Genomic DNA, 18,479 nt, shown 5'->3' with positions numbered 1-18,479 from the left:
AGAATTTAGATCTATTTTTGTCAGATTTTTATCACTCCTACATCCAAATACGATACTAACCAAAAAGATAAAAATGAAATACGTGTTTTTCATATGTTAATATACATTAGTGTCCTGTAAATAATAAGTACCATCTGAATTCTTCTTTATATATCTCATTTGACCACTATCAACTAGATATTTAATAATTTGAATAAATTCTGTCTGCCTATCAAATACAAAATTAGGGCTTATGGATTCTATTGCTTCTCTTCCTGCATAATTATTGAATAAATCCATCGATCTGGACAATTCATCGAATTCTGATATATATAAGTTATTTTCATGTGCATCTCCTAATTGCTTGGCTAAATCTCGACCTAAACTATAGGTGTTCCATAAGTGAAAATAGGCATGTCTGAATGCGTCTGCTCTAAATATTAGTGTTTAGTGATGTGTTTTTTTTAGGGATATAATTTATTATATCTATCGATATCGTTGACCCTAAATTCTTTTCGCTAATAAGTAGTTTGGTTTGGATATTTTTGATCTCGCTGTATCCGGTATTTTTTGAATATGGTTCATAACTGTAATTCCGAAATGTTAATGTATCTCTCTTATAAGGTACCTCTATAATTTTATAACCATTTAACATATACTCTTTAGCTTTTTGCCAATCAATTCTGTTTTTCGAAGAAATCAAGTTACGGGGTATAGATTCCCGAAGATTGCTTTTTTCTCGACTTTCAAAGTTACTTAGTAGGTCCTTGGCTATTTCCATCGATAAATGAATATCGGATTGATTGAGAGCTTGTTCTTTCTCGTTATCTTTTTTACATGACCATAGAGCAGTCATTACTATGAACAATGCAATTGTTTTTAAATTCATTAATTTTTTAATTAAATTCATCTATACACAAAAGTATTGATTGCAATGATAGGCCGAGCGAACTTTTTGTTAAGTAATTGTTAATAAAAATAACTTTAAATTTTGCCTGTTATCTTGTTGGTGTTTGGTGCGTTTAACCGCATATAAATTGGCTCGTTAAAATCAGCCGATTAAATGATATATTAGATTAAAGAAAATCTGATGAAAAGAATTGAAATTGCAGGTAAACTGCGGGCGGTTACTCTACTAATTTCTTTATTTCGTGTATCTCCCTCAATGATACAGGGACAGTCTGTCAAAAGGATTGACGGAACCTCAGTAAATACTGATTCTATTCGCCGTCATGTTATTTTTTTAATGGGGCAGGCAAAGGTTAAAGGATTAGAAATGGCCATTTTCAATAGTGATAAATTGATCTATAAAGAAGCATTTGGTACGGCTAATGACTCTGGTGCGAAATTACACTCATCGATGAGTATTTATGGTGCATCACTCAGTAAAACTGTGTTCGCCGTATTAGTCATGAAGCTGGTAGAAGAGGGGATAATTGATCTCGACAAACCACTGCAGGATTATTTACCTAAACCAATTTATGAATATCCGCAGAAAACGAAATGGCAGGATAACTATAACGATCTGCGTACAGATACACTTTACAGGAAGATAACCGCAAGAATGTGTCTTGATCATACTACCGGATTCCCTAACTGGCGTTGGGACAATCCCGACCAGAAACTGAAGATCGCATCCGTACCCGGCAGCAGGTACAGCTATTCCTGAGAAGGCCTGGTTTATTTGCAGACTGTTATCGAAAAGGTTACAGGTAAGTCTCTTGAACAACTCATGGAACAAAAATATATAAGCAGTTTGGTATGAAAAATTCTGCCTACACATGGTTGCCGAAATTTGAAGGAGACTATGCGCTCGGATATAATCAGGAAGGTAAATCTTATGAGAAAGACAAGGATAATGAAGCACGCTCTGCAAGTACGCTGGAGACGACTCTCGACGACTATACTGCATTTGTAGAAACGTTGCTGCAGGGAAAGGGGCTTAAGAAAACGCTAAGGGATGAAATGTTTAAGCCACAGATCCGTTTGCGTTCAGTTAACCAATTTGGTCCACTGTCCCGGAAAGATACCTCTGCTTATGATGCTATTTCCTTAAGTTACGGATTAGGCTGGGGCTTACTTAAATCACCTTATGGTTGGGGGGCTTTTAAGGAAGGCCACGGCGATGGATTTCAGCATTATTGTATTGTCTTTCCAGAAATCGGCACTGGTATAATTATTATGACCAACAGTGATAATGGCGAAAGCATTTTTAAAGACTTACTTGAGACCACAATTGGTGATGAATACACACCATGGAAATGGGAAAATTATATACCCTATAATAATAAGCTTGTTCAAAAATAAATTATAACTGCCGGCACCAGAATTGTGCCGCACCATGGTACCGGCGGTTAAATATTACTTCTTAGCTGCGTTAAGTTCTGCCCAGGTCCAGCTGGAAGTTCTTCCTTTTGTAGCCTCACGTACTTTTTTTACGTCATCAGCTTTGACGACGCTTGCTTTATTACCAAGGTCATTCCGAATATAGCTTAATGCCGAAGCGATATATTCATCATCATTACCACCAAGTGCAGGCATGACATCTGTATAATTTTTGCCATTGATAGGTCCATGCAGGCCGTGAAGCAATATCTTAATCAGTTTCTCGGGATCACCTGTCACATTTTTATTGCCTGCAAGCGGAGGCGCAGGCATGTCTTTTCCACCATTAATAGCCCCTTTACCTTCAGCACCATGGCATGCCGTACAAAGCTGTTTAAACGTAAGCGATCCCTGTAAAACCAGTTTACGGTCTGCTTCTTCCATTAAATTAGCATTCTTCGCTGATAATGCTTTTGCATGCAGGCTGCTTTGATACTTATTTTCAGAGGCTGTCATGATCTCATTACCCGGACGGTGCGCAATCATTTCCCGAATGATAGACTGTGCTTTATCTGACTTGTTGAAACGCAGGGTTAACGCAAGTTGAAAACGTACATCGGCACTAGGATCATCCTTAAGCGGTTCTAAAATATTGATGAGTTTAGTGTCACCGTTTTTTACGGCATCTGCTGCAATCCAGACTGCTGTTTTACGAACTTCTGCATCTTTATCCCGAAGAGAGGCCTTCAGTGTTTCCTGATCCAGAGAATTCAGACCGTCTAGTGTCCAGAGTGCATGAATCCGGGCCAGTTGTACTGGTGATGCTAATGCCAGCTTTTTCAGTGCCGGAACGACACTCTTGTCAGCTCTAACTACCATTAGCTTCTGCGCATTGTCTCGCCACCATCCATTTGGATGAGACAGGTACTGTACTAATTCGGATGATGGTTGGCTTAACATTTTTGGAGCTGTTTTATCTGGTTTTATCCCGTCGTAAACAACCCGGTATATACGCCCTCGCCCGATATTTTTATCCAATTTTTTATTTAGGATCTGTGTACGCAGGTAGGTGCCAAGTTTAGTCCATTCGCCTTCCTGAATAATACCCCTGTACATATCTACAATATATAAAGATCCATCTGGCCCGGTTGCACTGTTTACCGGTCGGAAATTCATATCTGTTGATGCCATAAATTCTTGTTTGTCGTAGGCATTCTGCATTGTAATCTTCCCATCTGTATTCGTGATTTTAGCCCTTCGCACCAGTCTGCCTACGGGTTCGCAAATAAGCAGGTCACCTTTTAAATCGGCAGGAAGTGTATGGCCACGGTAAATGGACTGTCCTGTACAGGCAGTAAAATGGTTAAGCGTACTGTCAGCACGCAAACGGGGTAGACCACCCTGCACATCTGGCGTCGAAATAATTGGCCATACAGATTGAAATTCATCATCATACTGATCTTCGAAATCGAGCCTTCCAAAAGATGGGTTTTGCTGAAAATTCAAAGCTGGAGTTTCACCTCCCGCAGCAGAGAAGTACAAGCGACCGTAATCGTCATTTCCCAGTCCCCACTGACCACCCGGACCTTCATGTAGCTGTTCTGCCTTGAGCATGCCATTCTCATATTTATATCTGACATCTTCGACGGTCACATACATACGGTTATCCAGATTCCAGATTAAACCACTTTTTTGGTGTTCCAGATTAGAGGTGCTAATCACATCATTGCGAAATACCAGCTTCTTTTCATCAGCAATGCCGTCCCCGTCGGTATCCCGGTAACTATAAATATTATTTGAGTTAGTCTCGTTAACGAGCAAACGGTCATCCAGCGCGAGTATCATGCGGGGTAAAACCAGGCTGTCAATAAATACAACTGCTTTATCCATTACGCCGTCACCATCGGTATCTTCCAGGCGTTTAACAGTACAAATGGGCTTCATCTCATCTGAGCCATCAATATCCTGCATATAGGTATTCATTTCTGCTACGAATAAACGACCATTAGCATCCCATGCAATCGCGACGGGTTCGTGAATCATTGGCTCGCTGGCCACTAGTTGCAGACTATAACCTTCTGGCATATGTATAGTTTCCATACTCTCCGCTGGCGATAAATAGTCAGAGGAAGGGTCTGTATTGACAATAATGTTCCCTGAAGCATCACGCTTTATCTTGTTTTTGCTTTTACAGGCACAGGTTAGCATAAAAATCCCTAGTATCCACGCAAGGTGGAATTTGGTGTAACTCATCTAATTCTAATTTATAATTGGTTAATTTCTGGAATGCTAAAAAGATTTAGCGATTAAGCGCTAATCATTTTATAATTAGCGCTTAATAAAGGATTAATTATTCATTAATGCGTAATATCTATTAATAGAATTGTAATCGTCAGAGGGATGTTACATTCAACCAGTCCGGAGGCGATATGATTTTAAAATTAATTCTTTAAACTACCGGTTTCTTCGATTCGCGTAGCAAACATTTCATTATTTTGAATTTTCGTCAGACTAACTATTTTGGCATCTGCATTTAAGTTAAAGATGATGGTCGCATCAATATCCAGCGCATAGAATTTATTTTTCTCGTAAGGAATGAGCTCTTTTTTGTCGGCGCCTACTTTGCCATAAATCCGATCGTTTTCTACAACGATCTCGAAAACCATAGCGGGTTTAAAAAGATATCGGCCTGCATAAGTCGCCAGAACCTTTGCTGACACGTTCAGCCTGTTTTTAGCTTTTATATTCTGGTTTATTTTGTTCCATTTGGTAGTCAGACCTGTACCGGTCATTTCATATCCCTCTATTTTACCTTTCTGGTCTCTGTTAAATTGAATAGTGGTTAATGTCTGATCTAAATAAAATCCATCCTTTTTGTAAGGGATCAATAGCTGTTTCTGTCCTCCCTTAGTGAAAAAAGATAAGCGTCCGTTCTCACAGGCTATTATTTTATCACCATCGTATTCATTGTGGTACACGGCCTGATAAACTTTTAAGTCGTCCTCGGACACGTTAAGGCGCCGAAAGTTAAATGGTTTGCCCAGAAGATATCCGGCAATTTTAGACCCCGGAATATCCAGATCACCTATACTTTCAACATTTGAGAAAATGGCAATGAATATTTTTTCCGCAGGCAGATAGCTTACATAAGTGACATAACCGTTAACAACCCCGGTATGTTTAATAGTGGTTTCTCCCTGAACATTCCCGATTTCCCAACCATATCCATAACCCGTTAGTTTTCCATTAATTAATTGATAAGAATGGTGTGCAGGGCTAAGGTCTGACAAGCGTATAACTTTGCCGCTCATTAAAGCATTATACCAGATCAGCATGTCACCTGTTGTCGAAAGGAGCGATCCGGCCGCGTAGGGGAGCGTCATGCTTAAAAACTCAGCATTTTCATATTCTCCATTTATATACCTGTAGCCTGAAGTGCGTTGTGGAATAATTCTCGAAGAACTATCATAGTACGAATTCTTCATCCCCAGAGGCCGGAAAAATGTCTTGTCTATATAACTGCCATAGCTGTCTCCGGTAATCAGCTCGATAATATATCCTAATAGTACATAATTGGAATTGCTGTACCGGTAAGCAGTTCCCGGGCTAAAGTCAGGAGTTTCATCTTTGAATAACTCTACCAGTGCTTTTGGTGTTAAATCAGTTCTTTTCAACTCCTTTGTAAATTTGCTTATTCCGGTATAATTCTTTATTCCCGAAGTATGGCTAAGTAAGTTCGCGATGGTGATGTTTTTTCCAGGAGAAGGGTAATCCGGGATAAATTTGGTTACTTCATCCAGTAAATTGAGCTTACCTTCCTCGGCTAGTTTCAATATGGCAACCGCAGTAAATTGTTTCGTAATAGAGCCTATCCTAAACACATTATCAACTGTCATTGGAATATTGAGTTCGATATTGGATTGGCCAAATGCTTTATTATAAATGATTTCTTTATCCCGGGCTATCAATACTGTTCCGCCAGGCCCGCTTGCTGGGAATTGCGCATGTAATAAGGAGTCAAAAACCTTCTCGTTATTCTGACAAAAAGTATATGTTGGTGTAAATATGGCCATGACAGGCCATATCAGTAGCATTAATGATGTTTTCATTTTCGTAAATTGAAGAAGGTTTTATTTAATCGTTTAGCGCTAGCCTTTAGGCTTGAGTAAAAAATATCCGGTTAGTAAGCCCAGGCCCAGAAAAAGAAAAATACAAGCTGGCATTACATAATCGTTTGTGGTAAAACCCAGAGAAATGATAGCCATACCCGCCATGATTCCTGCGGAAATACCTATACTCATAGTGCTCAGCAGTAAAATAAATGGAAGATAATTCTCGGTACCTTTAAAAGTATCCGATGATAATTTATTTTCAATAATGGCCATGCGCTCTTTGTGCCTGGTTGTAAAATAATAATACGCTATTCCAAAAACAACAAGTGCTATGGAAATGAGAAGTGCAGCCGATGTGATTTGCATAATGCTTTTAATTAATTCATTTCCCTATAAGACCTGGGTTTATAATAATTGGTCACAACTGTGACCAAATGAGTCGTATGATAGTCTAATGAAACGATGGTATTCAACGGGAAAATTAAACAGGATGAATATTTTCTTGGCAAAGCAATTCGGGGTGAGCGGGAAGGTTTAGAATATCTTGTAGACGAATACCAGAATATGGCTTATACGATCGCTTTTAAAATTGTTCGGAATAATGAAGATGCAGAGGAAATTGTACAGGATTCTTTTGTTAAAGCATTCCGGTCCTTAAGCGATTTTAAAAAAACGGCTAAATTTTCAAGCTGGCTCTACAGAATTGTGTATAACACTGCCTTAACAAAGATCAGCGGCCAAAAACCGGTCACTTGCGATATCTATGATGACCTGGAAAGGAATGAATATATAGATCAGGGGAATGCAAGCTGGAACTTATTGTTGGAAGCAGATAGAAAAAAGTATATAGACCTGGCATTGAGTAAAATAAAAGACGAGGACAGGTTAATTATTACACTTTATTATATTGCTGAACAATCGGTTTCAGAAATTACAAAAATAACAAATCTCCAAACATCGGCAGTTAAGATGCGACTTTTAAGGGCGAGGAAACAGCTCGAAACGGAGTTGAAAATATTATTACAGACAGAAACTAAGGAACTATGAAAGACATGAAATTTGATACTGAGCCTCTTTATCCCATTTTACAGAAATATGGGAAAGACCAGCCTTCAGCGCAGTTTTCAAAACGACTAAAATATATAACTTTCCAGAGCTACAAAGTGAAGTATTCAGTTGTCTACAAAAAAGAGGAGCGATTGGGAAAATGGATTATTGCGATGGTCATAGTGTCCTGTTTATTGATAATTTATCAAATGAATCCTTTCCAGCTGGTTGCAGGGATGATGATTTCCTGTTCTGCATTTGTTTTAGGGATATTTGTAGTAATTCTGATTCTAAAAAAAACTATGCAGAATAAATTCACCTACATTTCCACCAATTGAAAATGTTTATTCAGAATGTCATGATCCCATCCTGCAATGTGGACTTCATTTTCAATTGTGTTATCTTTTGGTGCGTAGTAGACTTTGCCTTTTTCAAATACTACAGCTATATAATTCAGATATAAAGCTTCTATACACAAAAACACGTTTCCTCTTTCAATTCTTTCGATCATGTTATCAATTACGATAAAAAAAGTGGAACAGTTTTTAAAAGAAAATAAAAGAATCAAATAATACATTTTATATCGTAATCCGCGTAGGGTTTGCACTCTTTCTTATACTTCAAGCGCGATAATTTGTGAGGCAAATTATCTTACTGCCCGAATAGATAGCCAACCAATGCTGTCATTGCCATTGCTGCGGTTCCCCAGAAGCAGATCCTGATTACTGCTTTGCTTTTGCTCGAACCTCCGGCTTTAGCCGCGATCAATGCTGATAGGGCCAGGAAAATAATAGATAAACTATACTGGTAGACGACCATTAGATCTAATGGGGCAAAGATCGACACCAACATCGGAAGCATTCCACCCGTTACAAAAGATGCTGCTGAAGCCAGGGCCGCCTGCATTGGTTTAGCCTGGGTAATTTCGTTGATACCAAGTTCATCTTTAGCATGTGCACCTAAAGCATCGTGGGCAGAAAGCTGTATGGCCACCTGCGTGGCAAGCTCTTCATCCAAACCCCTTTCTATGTATAGTTTCGCAAGTTCCTTCAGCTCAACTTCCGGCATTGTATCCAGTTCGTTCTTTTCTCTGTTCAGGTCCGCGGTTTCGATATCTGCCTGGGAGCTTACAGAAACATATTCTCCAGCCGCCATGGAGAGTGCACCGGCAACAAGGCCGGCGAGTGCCGCAAGGATAATAGGTTCCCGTGTTGTACTCGCCGCAGCGATACCGATAGCCAGACTGGTCGTCGACAGGATACCATCATTAGCCCCTAAAACTGCTGCCCTTAGCCATCCACTCCTGTTGGTATAATGTTCCTCAAGTTCCATAATGATATTATAATTTAAAGCTAATAATAGACGCCTTAAAATCAGGCATGAGACAAGACCGGAAACCTTAATAGCTCCCGGTCGAAAAGCTCAGCTATACCCGGTTTAACAAAAAGCGTATCGGGTTCTGTGGTCAGTATTTCAATATTATAGGCAGAAGAGTCTGCAGGCGCAAAGCCTAGAACTACTTTTTTTGTGTCGCTACGGACAATTGAATTAATCACATCATCCAGGGAAATTTGTTCCCGGCAGAATATGTCATGCAGGTAGCAGATTCCTGTTTCAAATTCTGCAATTGCAATTGCATGTAAGTCGGGTATGTAAAAAACCTGGTCCCGCATGAAAGAAGTGCAGTAAAATAAGACAAGGTTAGGATTGTTCAGCATGGATAGTTTTGCAGATATCACAGATTTGTCGACAATATCATATAAGGTTTGCCGGGCCGTTGCATCGGACATATCCAGTTGTACAACTCCGGTGTTAGTTCTTCCAAAAGGACCGGACTTTGTATATTCATATTCACTGATGGACTGGAATCCAAATTTAGGGTAGAAATCCAGAACAGTATTATTTGCAAATAGATAGATCAAATCTGTTTCAGACTCCCATTCATTGAGGACGAGCTCCATCAGGAACCTGCTCATACCGAGATTGCGGTGATCTCTATCAGTCATTACCGTTCCTATTTGAATATATTGCTTTCTGTCTCCATGAACATCAAAGTCAATAATGTTCACGGAAATATTTGCTACGATTTTAGTGTCTTTTACTAAGGAGTAGGGTATATAGTTTTCACCCCAGTATCCCAGGTTAAACCAATTTTCAAAGTCAAATTTATAAGTTTGCTGAGTTAAGTCATTGAAGCTGTGCCTCAGTAGCGTATTATCTCTGTAGGCACTTACGATTTCATACTCATTATCGTGGATTATTGTTGTTTTTCTCATATGCTGCAAGAGTAATTTGTCCTTTTTTAAATTTTCGGGTCAGATAATTGCGCACCGGGATGTCGTAAAGTATCATTGCAAGATATGCAAAGGTAATTAATAGTATAATGCCGCCGGAAATAATCCAGAATAACTGTGCAGGTCCGGGTTTATGGGTTGTATAATAATTAAAGAACATCCATATCACGGCATAATGTGTCATGTATAAAGGATAAGAAATCTGTCCGGAGAACAAGCAAATCTTTTTAAGCCCTTCACTGAGTGCAGCTCCAGCCCCTAACGAAATAAGAAGTGGGAAGTAAAAGAGTACGACAAGCGGTTGTGTGAGCCAGTTCCACTCCGAATGAGGCATAATAAATGCAAGTAGTAACAAAATAGCGAGTCCGGAAAAACCAAGTTTATTTTTAATAATCCAGTTAGACCGGTAAACTAATAACCCGGCGAGAAAAGAATAAGAAATCCGGATAAAACCATCCCAGAAACTGGAACCATCCCAACCACCCAATAAAGAACCTTTCTGATAACCAACGGTAAATACGGCAACTGCCGCAATTGCTGTTAGTAAAAATATAATGTTGCGGCCAGTTCTGCAAAGTATAAAAGCATAGACCAGATTTGCCATATATTCCCAGAATAAAGACCATGATGGTGCATTAAGGGCAAAAAGATTGAAGAAACGTTCATCTACAACCGGATAGGGAATAAGCAGGATTGAACTGAAGAAAATGATAACAATTTTTCCGGTACTGTATAACTCCGGATGACCACCAAATGGATCATAAAGGAAAGCCAGCAGACCCAGTACAGAACCCAGAATAACCAGCGGATGTAATCTGATCAGTCTGGTTTTAAAAAAAGCGGTGAGGCCCATTTTACCAATCCGGTCATCATATGCATATCCGATCACGAAGCCTGACAGGCAGAAAAAAAAGTCTACAGCCAAAAAACCATGTGCGATAAAATTCTGGCTGAAATCCGAATAAGCCACTTCCATAAAATGAAAGAGCACAATTGCGATAGCTGCAACCCCTCGGAGGCCATCCAGAATTTCAAAGTGTTTTTTGCTTTGCAATGTGTTTTGGGTTGTAGTGTGTACAGTCATTTGGAATATATACTATCAAGGTTAACAAATAATAACCATTCTATCAATTTACAGCGTTAAGGATTGACTCAAACACACCTTTCTTTTGTCCTTTTTGCCTATCAATTTCCCGGTGAATTAAACTGATCTTTATATAGAACAGAAATCAATCCTCTGGCGCGAGGACAATATATGTGGACAAAACAAAAACCTTAAAGAGATGACAAATTTTAAAAATCCTTTTGCATGGGCAGAGATTTATGTAGAAGACATGGGCAGAGCCCAACAGTTTTATCAGACTGTGCTGGATATTGAAATGCAGCATATGCCTAAACCCGAGGTAGTTGGGAATGAAGAAGAGTGTGATGAAAATTATGAAATGCTGTTTTTTCCAGGAGTAATGGATGCACCAGGTATTAGTGGGGCTCTAGTTAAATCATCAATGATGGGGCCTGGTAAAGGTGGATCACTTATTTATTTTGAATGTGACGACTGTGCCCTGGAAATATCGCGTGTCGAAGCAGCGGGTGGAAAGGTGCTTAACCAGAAGATGTCGATAGGGCAGTATGGATTCTGCGGGATTTGCGCTGACACAGAAGGAAATCCGATTGGTTTTCACTCTATGAATTGATAAAATCAGGTGAATTTTAAGCGGAAATTTATTGGTTCCCGCAGGTTTCCTTCCAAATCTGATCATGTTAACATAAATTTAATATACACTTAACCGGAAATTAAGGGGATTGGAAAGGGGCTCTTTAAGAAGATCGTTCAATGATGTTTTACCGATCTTTGCAATAAATACTTCAGAGGCCTGTTTTAATTTAGTTTTAATTCCGTTTTAACCTCATTTTAATTCCATGTTAATTCAGAAATAGATTAACATGGAATTAATGTTAAGATCATCTTGGGTCGCTTTTTTTGGGAAAACAAAATCAGCAAAATGAAGAGGATACTTACTATCAACTTAAAACACTTAATCCTGATGGTACTTATATGTGCAGGATTCAGCGTAAGCGCACAGGTAACTACATCAAGTATGAACGGTAAAGTACGCGATGCTAAAGGGGAAGCTATTCCGGGAGCAAGCGTACTCATTATTCATGTACCTACCGGTACAAAATACGGTGCAATGACCAGCGCAGAAGGTGCTTACCGGGTAAATAATTTAAACCCCGGTGGACCATATAAAGTAACGGTCAGTTATGTAGGCTACAGTAAACAGGAAAAAGAAAATATCAATCTCAGTCTGGGTGCAGATCAGCGTCTTGATATCACACTAGAAGATGAAGGTACGCAGCTTGGCGAAGTTGTAGTGGCAGGCACAAGAGGTGGTACTAAAATAGGTGCGGGTACCCGTATCGGCGAAGAGCAGATTAAAAATATGCCTACAGTAAGCCGGAGTTTGACAGATGTAACGCGGGTTACTCCACAGGGGAGTAAAGACAACTCTTTTGTTGGAACGAACTTCAGGTATAATAATGTTACTATTGATGGTGCAATTAATAACGATGCGATTGGCTTCAGCCCGTCCTTAGGTGGGCAAAGTGGGAGTTCGGGCATGCCAGGAAGCAGTACCAGGACTAATCCGGTGTCTATAGATGCAATCCAGGATGTTCAGGTTCTGCTGGCACCTTATGATGTGAAAATTGGAAATTTTACGGGCGGTAGTGTAAATGCTGTTACACGCTCCGGTACCAACGATGTTTCAGGATCCATTTATGGTTATGGGCGTAACGCATCATTGATTGGCAGAAATAAAGCTGGTGATAATAGTAAAGAGCCATCGTCCTTCCATGATTATCAGACCGGATTCAGATTAGGGTTCCCGATCATTAAAAACAAACTGTTCTTCTTTACTAATGAAGAGATCACCAGACGTCAGGATCCGGTTATTTTAGGTGCAGGATCTCCCGATATGAAAGTAATTACTGCCGATGAGGCAAACCTGATTACCAATTACATGAAGACCAATTATGGAATTGATGCAGGTTCAGCAGGAGATTATAATATCTATGCGAAATCAAATAAGTTCTTTAACCGTTTGGACTGGAACATTAACGATAAAAATCAGTTAACGATCCGTAATAATACCATTCGCTCTACAGCGACGAATTTAGAGCGTGATCAGGCCAACTTCAGATTTGGCGGTATAGACTATAAACAAACTAACAATCAGAGTTCCACAGTTGCTGAATTAAAAAGCAGACTATCGAATGATGCTTCTAATAGTCTGGTAATCGGGTATTCCAATATTCATGATTTCAGAGACCCAACTTCAGATCCTGCTATTCCACAAATAGAAATCGGCGGACGCGGTGGAACTATCTTTTTGGGCACAGACCGCGAAGCCAGTATATTCAATATGAAGCAAAAGACTTTTGAATTCACGGATAACTATACTTTTACCAAAGGAAAACATACTTTCACAATAGGTACACACAATGAATTGTATAATATCAACTATGGTTTTGTAAATGCATGGAACGGTAGGGTTGCTTATTCAAATGTTGCAGATTTCCTGGCCAATAAACCAAACCGCGTCCGTACAAACTTTAATTATACAGACAATTCAAGGGATTATATTATGTCTAATCCACCGGCGGAATTTAAGCTGAATATGTATAGCGTATACGGAGAAGATCAATACCAGGTGACAGACCGTTTTAAATTAACTTACGGTGTGCGTTTCGATCTGGCAGATCTGCCGAACAAACAGCCTTTGAGCGATAAAACAGTCAATGCGCCTGTAGATCCTAATTACGGCAACACATTTACCTACACACTTCCAAAAGATATTAAAAATGATTTCCTGGGACAGATTCAGATCTCACCAAGAGTTGGTTTTAACTATGATATTAATGGTGATCAGAAGATGGTATTACGCGGAGGTAGCGGATTATTCACCGGACGTGTTCCATTCGCATGGTTAGGTTATGCTTATTATAATAATGGAGTTACTTACGGCGGATTTGATAAGAAATATACTTATACAGGTTCCTCACCAGTAAAGCCGGCACCAGGTTCAGACCCGATTAAAGACGCATTAACCGGAAACGGTGAGGCAGGTTACGTTTCTAAGCAAGGTGTAAATGTTAATGATGCCAATGGGGCGACTCAGGTCGATCTGATTGACAATAACTTTAAAATGCCGAAAACTTGGAGAACAAGTCTGGCATTTGATTATAAGACAGATGATAACTGGAAGTTTACGGTAGAAGGTATTTATACTAAAGTTATACACGATCTTAAATTTCAACAGATTAACTTCCTGGATAACCCGATTTACTATCCTTATGATGTAAATCATCAGCAGCCGATTTATCAGAAAGCGAATAATAACCAGGCGATTAATTCAGCTTATAGCAATGCCTATCTATTGTCAAATACAGGAAAAGGATATCGTTACAGCTTAACCGGTCAGGTAAGTAAATCATTCCCTTTCGGTCTTGATATAATGGGAGCTTATACTTACGGACAGTCAAAAGATATCACTAATGGTATCCGTAACTCAATGGAATCCAACTGGCAGTTGAACCAGTCATTAAGTCCGAATAATCCGCAACTGGCTTATTCCAATTTTGACATCCGTAACCGTATTGTGGCGACCCTTAATTTCAGACATGCCTGGGATCGTGAGAGTAAGTATGTGTCGAACTTCTCGCTGTTCTTCAGTGCACAATCAGGTTCACCATATTCTTATGGATTACTAAATACTACAATCAATGGAACAGGGCAGAACGTAAGTTTAATGTATATTCCAAAAGCTGGAGAAACGGCTAATTTCATTACCGATCTGAAAGATGCGAACGGAGCGGTATTGGTAACGGCTGCCAGTCAGGTAGCAGCTTTCGATTCGTTTATTGATGATGATAAGTATCTGAAAACAAGAAGAGGTCAGTTCACAGAACGCAACGGAGCGCGCACGCCGTGGAACGTACAGGCAGATTTTCGTTTCTCACAGGATATCTTTGTTGCAGGAAGTGGTGCTAAAAAGCAGAGCCTTACTTTTACTTATGATATTGTAAACCTGACGAACCTGCTTAATAAAAACTGGGGTGTTCAATATTTCTCTCCAAATACTTATAACTCTATGGCAAGTATTGGTTTAAAAGCAGCAACTCCTGGTTCCGCTACGGTAAATCCAACTTATACATTTGATCAGGCAAATACGAGTACCTATTCAAAAGACTTCTTTGGTTCCCGTTTTCAAATGCAGTTTGGCTTGAGATACAGCTTTTAATACTTAGTTCCTTCAAACTTTTTAAACCCGGCTGATTACACAATCAGCCGGGTTTTTTATGCACTTTAACCTGGTCTGTAAGAGAATTATATTTAATCCCTTAAAAGACTAGTAATTTAGTAGTCTATTTATATATTTGTGCCGATTACTGTATTCTTCATCATTATTCTTATAAAGAAAGACTGAGGGATTCGTCCACTTTTTAAACCACCTTAAAGAAACATATGAAATAAACTTACCAGACAAAAACAAACCGGCAAGAATATCTTGCCGGCTTAGTATCAGAAACCGGTAATGTAACGCCAATCACGCACCGGAATCTTCCAGTTAATTAATTAAATCATTAAAAAACCATTTTAAATATGCGAATATTTCTCCATGTTCAGAAACAGCTATGCCATTTCCACAAGATAATATGGCTGTTCTCTACAGTAATTTTATTTAGTTTTCAGGTCTCAGGCCAGGAAATAAGGGGCCGTGTAACCGGACAGAACGATAAATTACCCATTTCCGGTGCAACCATTAAAGTCAAAGGCACAAAAGCAGGAACCATTACCGACCATAAAGGGGAATTCGCCCTTAACTTACCTGCTGGCTCAGACAGTATCAGCGTAAATTTTATAGGATATCTGCCCAGGGTTCTTCCAGCGAGGGGGAATACGAATTTGCAAATCACCTTACAGGAAGACTCAAAAACTTTGTCAGATGTGGTCGTTACCGGCGTAGCCGAAGGTACCAGCCGGAAGAAACTGGGCTTCGCACTCACAAAAATCAGTACCGATCAGATTAATACGGTTCCCGGTACAGATGCTGCCCAGAGTTTGCGAGGAAAGGTAGCCGGAATTCAGATTAGCCAGTCTGCAGGTAACGGAGATGCAACAGTATACCTCAGGGGGGCGAAATCCGTGTCTGGAAATATTGCACCATTGCTGGTTATAGACGGATTTGTAACAGCTTTAAGCCTTTCAGACCTGAACCCCCAGGATATCGAATCTATTGAGATTGTAAAGGGGGCTGCGGCATCCGCTTTATATGGAACCAGGGGTGAAGGCGGGATCATTCAGGTCCTCACAAAAAAAGGCCGTGGAATGGGTAAGGTCAATATAGTTATTGATAATGAACTTGGGTTAAGTAATGTACAGAATGTGCCTCCGACTTCAAAGTTTCACCACTTTAAAGTTAATCCTGATGGGTCATTCGTCTTAAACGGCAATGCCAGAACCCTGGATGTACAAGAAAACGGTTTCTCGTTAAACCTGCATCCGTACCAGAACACCTATGACAACGTAAATAATATGCTGAATAACAATCCATATTTTACCAATTACGTTTCGGTATCCACTTCCGAGGAGAAATATAACTTATATGCATCCTTTCAGAACCAGTATAAAGGAGGGGTTGCAGAACCAGTTGGTGCCGATAAGCGTCAGACTGCATTGTTCAATTTTGGTTATAAACCAGTAAAGAATCTGGAATTTGACCTGACCCTGCAGTATTTTAATACTGTGAAACCATCGGCGTCTATTACCTCAAGCGGGAGCGGTTCTTTACTGTATGCGACATCATTATATGAACCGTTTATCAACCTTCAGGAAAAAGATGCAAGCGGTAAATATGCATTCAAACCCTATGGATTTGACATTCAGAATTTCAATGTAAATAATCCTTTTTACCAGCTTAGCTACCGGGAATATGCAAATAATACCGATAACCTGCTTGCCGGATTGAAAGTGAGATATAAGATTTCCGATAAGCTGAGTGCAGAAGTATACGGATCCATACAAAATGAGAATTATAATCAGTCTGATTATTATCCTATCGGGTATCAGACAATCTCAGCAGATATTACCCGTAATAACGGTTATTATGGTGAGCTTGATCGTAAAATAAATTCCAAAAACGGCCAGGCACAGTTAAACTATAATAACAGTATCGGTGATCTGGAATTTGGAGCCACTTTAAAAACAGTTTATGAAGAAAACCGGGAGACCTCATTATCTGCTTCCGGTTACAACCTGAGTGCCCCCGTTAAAAGTCTCGAAGCAGCAGCAGCAGATACGCGTGATATTAAATCTACATGGGAGCAAACTGTGAATTACGGTTACTTTTTGAACCTGAAAGCTGGTTGGAAAGAGAAGTTCTTTTTAGATGTATTAGGACGTCTGGATAACAGCTCCAGATTCGGAACCGCTGTAGGAACAGCATTTTTCCCAAGAGTTTCTGCAGCTTACCGGTTAACTCAGGATGTAAATCTTGGTAAGCTTAATGAACTTAAGTTCCGGGTAGCTTATGGTAAAGCAGGAAGTCTGCCGCCATTTGGTGCTAAAGAAAGTCTTGTTTCTTTAACCAGTTCAGGTGGTGTAAGCTATCAGCGTCGCGAAAATACAGACCTTAAACGCGCTATTACTTCAGAACTGGAATTTGGAATTGACGCACAGTTTTTTAATAAAATCAATGTGCAGGCTAACTATGCATTCTCTAATAGTAAAAATGATTTTATTCTTGTGCCTCCCTTTGCCCCAACGAATGGATCAGCAAAAATTTATAGCAACCTGGGTGCTGTGAAATCAAATTCACTCGAGCTGGAGGTGAACGGTAATTTAATTACCAACAGCAGGTTTACCTGGAATTCAGGGTTGACATTTAGCCGTATCCGTTCTACGATAACCTCTTTAGGCGGGATCCCTGAGTTTACAGACGGTGATTTCCGGAAAGCAGAAGGTGTAAGCCCATTTGCCTTTTACGGATATAGTATTCTGACAAATCTGTCTCAACTCGAGACAAATAATAATAACGTTGTTACCAACGCAGCTGGAGGGATTCATCCATTGTCAGATTTTACAGTCAATAAATTAGGCTTTGTAGTTTTGAAGAGCCAGATGGGCACTGCAACTGAAACTCCTTTACTTTACGAAAATGCAGCGACCGGAAACTCCAAAGTCATAGGGGATGCACAACCAGATTTTGTGATCGGATTTTCTAATACGTTCAACCTTGGGCCACTGTCGCTTTATACAGTGCTGGACTGGAAACAAGGTGGGCAGAAGTATAATGAGACCCAGCAGTATCTCACTTACCAGTATAGATCGCCATTTTCAGATCAGGCTGCGGAAGCAGGACTACCTTTAGCCTTTACTACAGGGGTTTTCAACGCGCAGCAAACGACAGATTACTGGCTCAGGAAAAGTAGTTATGTGTCATTGAGGGAAGTCTCACTGAGTTACAAAATACCTTTAAAATCTTTAGGCATTCATAAAGCACTGAGCGCAGCAAGATTCTCTCTGGTCGGACGTAATTTATATACCTGGACTTCTTTTACGGGAGTAACTCCGGAAGGCGATCAGGATTTTTACGATTACCCGGCTTACCGCATTTACAGCGCGAAACTGACACTTAACTTTTAAGATTTAATCCTTGAA

At 39.8% G+C, this 18,479-nt stretch carries 16 protein-coding genes; 7 read left to right on the top strand and 9 right to left on the bottom strand.

Features of this window, described 5'->3' with window-relative positions; genetic code table 11:
* Positions 1-96: 96 nt before the first annotated feature.
* The gene (locus BM192_RS21370; RefSeq protein ID WP_394358796.1) at positions 97-420 is read right to left on the bottom strand and encodes a DUF6973 domain-containing protein; all 324 of its coding nucleotides are present in this window, start codon (positions 418-420) and stop codon (positions 97-99) included.
* A complete protein-coding gene (locus BM192_RS14280; protein ID WP_139218451.1) occupies positions 413-868 on the bottom strand; it encodes a hypothetical protein in 456 nt (151 codons plus the stop codon). Before BM192_RS14280 ends, BM192_RS21370 begins: the two co-directional genes overlap by 8 nt.
* Positions 869-1,069: 201 nt before the next feature.
* On the opposite strand from BM192_RS14280, the gene BM192_RS21220 reads away from it, so the two are divergent.
* Both BM192_RS21220 and BM192_RS21215 read left to right on the top strand, forming a co-directional pair.
* Positions 1,070-1,648: a serine hydrolase domain-containing protein gene (locus BM192_RS21220; protein ID WP_201771352.1), complete on the top strand. Its 579-nt coding sequence runs from the start codon at positions 1,070-1,072 to the stop codon at positions 1,646-1,648.
* Positions 1,649-1,722: 74 nt separating this feature from the next.
* Complete coding sequence (locus BM192_RS21215; protein WP_262496550.1) at positions 1,723-2,286, top strand: serine hydrolase; 564 nt, start codon at positions 1,723-1,725, stop codon at positions 2,284-2,286.
* Positions 2,287-2,340: 54 nt separating this feature from the next.
* Here BM192_RS21215 and BM192_RS14270 read toward each other — a convergent pair whose 3' ends face one another.
* From BM192_RS14270 to BM192_RS14260, 3 genes are all read right to left on the bottom strand, one after another.
* Positions 2,341-4,557: a DUF7133 domain-containing protein gene (locus BM192_RS14270; protein WP_051759639.1), complete on the bottom strand. Its 2,217-nt coding sequence runs from the start codon at positions 4,555-4,557 to the stop codon at positions 2,341-2,343.
* A 188-nt stretch (positions 4,558-4,745) separates the two neighbouring features.
* A complete protein-coding gene (locus BM192_RS14265) occupies positions 4,746-6,413 on the bottom strand; it encodes a serine hydrolase (RefSeq protein WP_051759640.1) in 1,668 nt (555 codons plus the stop codon).
* 39 nt (positions 6,414-6,452) lie between these two features.
* The gene (locus BM192_RS14260) at positions 6,453-6,782 is read right to left on the bottom strand and encodes a DUF6249 domain-containing protein (RefSeq protein ID WP_037438653.1); all 330 of its coding nucleotides are present in this window, start codon (positions 6,780-6,782) and stop codon (positions 6,453-6,455) included.
* Positions 6,783-6,878: 96 nt separating this feature from the next.
* Between BM192_RS14260 and BM192_RS14255 the strand changes: the two genes are divergently transcribed.
* Entirely contained in the window at positions 6,879-7,463 is a 585-nt protein-coding gene (locus BM192_RS14255; protein WP_051759644.1) for an RNA polymerase sigma factor, read from the top strand.
* Complete coding sequence (locus BM192_RS14250; RefSeq protein ID WP_037438655.1) at positions 7,460-7,801, top strand: hypothetical protein; 342 nt, start codon at positions 7,460-7,462, stop codon at positions 7,799-7,801. The genes BM192_RS14255 and BM192_RS14250 overlap by 4 nt, the downstream gene beginning before the upstream one ends.
* On the opposite strand, the gene BM192_RS14245 is transcribed toward BM192_RS14250, so the two are convergent.
* The 4 genes from BM192_RS14245 to BM192_RS14230 form a co-directional block, all read right to left on the bottom strand.
* Positions 7,783-7,974 (bottom strand): hypothetical protein, encoded by a 192-nt coding sequence (locus tag BM192_RS14245; RefSeq protein ID WP_139218450.1) that lies wholly within the window; start codon positions 7,972-7,974, stop codon positions 7,783-7,785. The two genes, BM192_RS14250 and BM192_RS14245, sit on opposite strands and share 19 nt — an antisense overlap.
* A 140-nt stretch (positions 7,975-8,114) precedes the next feature.
* Positions 8,115-8,795, bottom strand: coding sequence for a VIT1/CCC1 transporter family protein (locus BM192_RS14240; RefSeq protein ID WP_037438659.1), 681 nt, complete (start codon positions 8,793-8,795; stop codon positions 8,115-8,117).
* Between the two features lie 41 nt (positions 8,796-8,836).
* Positions 8,837-9,739, bottom strand: coding sequence for a GNAT family N-acetyltransferase (locus BM192_RS14235; protein ID WP_037438661.1), 903 nt, complete (start codon positions 9,737-9,739; stop codon positions 8,837-8,839).
* Positions 9,711-10,841 (bottom strand): acyltransferase family protein, encoded by a 1,131-nt coding sequence (locus BM192_RS14230; RefSeq protein WP_051759645.1) that lies wholly within the window; start codon positions 10,839-10,841, stop codon positions 9,711-9,713. The genes BM192_RS14235 and BM192_RS14230 overlap by 29 nt, the downstream gene beginning before the upstream one ends.
* 199 nt (positions 10,842-11,040) lie before the next feature.
* Here BM192_RS14230 and BM192_RS14225 point away from each other — a divergent pair, with 199 nt between their 5' ends.
* The 3 genes from BM192_RS14225 (at position 11,041) to BM192_RS14215 (ending at position 18,464) form a co-directional block, all read left to right on the top strand.
* A complete protein-coding gene (locus BM192_RS14225; RefSeq protein ID WP_037438664.1) occupies positions 11,041-11,451 on the top strand; it encodes a VOC family protein in 411 nt (136 codons plus the stop codon).
* 309 nt (positions 11,452-11,760) lie between these two features.
* Positions 11,761-15,060 (top strand): TonB-dependent receptor, encoded by a 3,300-nt coding sequence (locus BM192_RS14220; RefSeq protein ID WP_037438666.1) that lies wholly within the window; start codon positions 11,761-11,763, stop codon positions 15,058-15,060.
* A 362-nt stretch (positions 15,061-15,422) separates the two neighbouring features.
* Positions 15,423-18,464, top strand: coding sequence for a SusC/RagA family TonB-linked outer membrane protein (locus tag BM192_RS14215; protein WP_037438668.1), 3,042 nt, complete (start codon positions 15,423-15,425; stop codon positions 18,462-18,464).
* Positions 18,465-18,479: the final 15 nt, after the last annotated feature.

The sequence above is a fragment of the Pedobacter antarcticus genome (genome assembly GCF_900112985.1).
In the GTDB taxonomy this organism is placed as follows: domain Bacteria; phylum Bacteroidota; class Bacteroidia; order Sphingobacteriales; family Sphingobacteriaceae; genus Pedobacter; species Pedobacter antarcticus.
The sequence above is the reverse complement of the archived record's forward strand: the minus strand, read 5'-3'. Positions and strand labels throughout refer to the sequence as shown.

Coding starts and splice junctions, on each gene's coding strand:
- BM192_RS14225 (WP_037438664.1), top strand. CDS start 11,041: ATGACAAATTTTAAAAATCCTTTTGCATGGGCAGAGATTTATGTAGAA.
- BM192_RS14250 (WP_037438655.1), top strand. CDS start 7,460: ATGAAAGACATGAAATTTGATACTGAGCCTCTTTATCCCATTTTACAG.
- BM192_RS14220 (WP_037438666.1), top strand. CDS start 11,761: ATGAAGAGGATACTTACTATCAACTTAAAACACTTAATCCTGATGGTA.
- BM192_RS21220 (WP_201771352.1), top strand. CDS start 1,070: ATGAAAAGAATTGAAATTGCAGGTAAACTGCGGGCGGTTACTCTACTA.
- BM192_RS14230 (WP_051759645.1), bottom strand. CDS start 10,841: ATGACTGTACACACTACAACCCAAAACACATTGCAAAGCAAAAAACAC.
- BM192_RS14245 (WP_139218450.1), bottom strand. CDS start 7,974: ATGATCGAAAGAATTGAAAGAGGAAACGTGTTTTTGTGTATAGAAGCT.
- BM192_RS14265 (WP_051759640.1), bottom strand. CDS start 6,413: ATGAAAACATCATTAATGCTACTGATATGGCCTGTCATGGCCATATTT.
- BM192_RS14270 (WP_051759639.1), bottom strand. CDS start 4,557: ATGAGTTACACCAAATTCCACCTTGCGTGGATACTAGGGATTTTTATG.
- BM192_RS14240 (WP_037438659.1), bottom strand. CDS start 8,795: ATGGAACTTGAGGAACATTATACCAACAGGAGTGGATGGCTAAGGGCA.
- BM192_RS14260 (WP_037438653.1), bottom strand. CDS start 6,782: ATGCAAATCACATCGGCTGCACTTCTCATTTCCATAGCACTTGTTGTT.
- BM192_RS14235 (WP_037438661.1), bottom strand. CDS start 9,739: ATGAGAAAAACAACAATAATCCACGATAATGAGTATGAAATCGTAAGT.
- BM192_RS14280 (WP_139218451.1), bottom strand. CDS start 868: ATGAATTTAAAAACAATTGCATTGTTCATAGTAATGACTGCTCTATGG.
- BM192_RS14215 (WP_037438668.1), top strand. CDS start 15,423: ATGCGAATATTTCTCCATGTTCAGAAACAGCTATGCCATTTCCACAAG.
- BM192_RS14255 (WP_051759644.1), top strand. CDS start 6,879: ATGGTATTCAACGGGAAAATTAAACAGGATGAATATTTTCTTGGCAAA.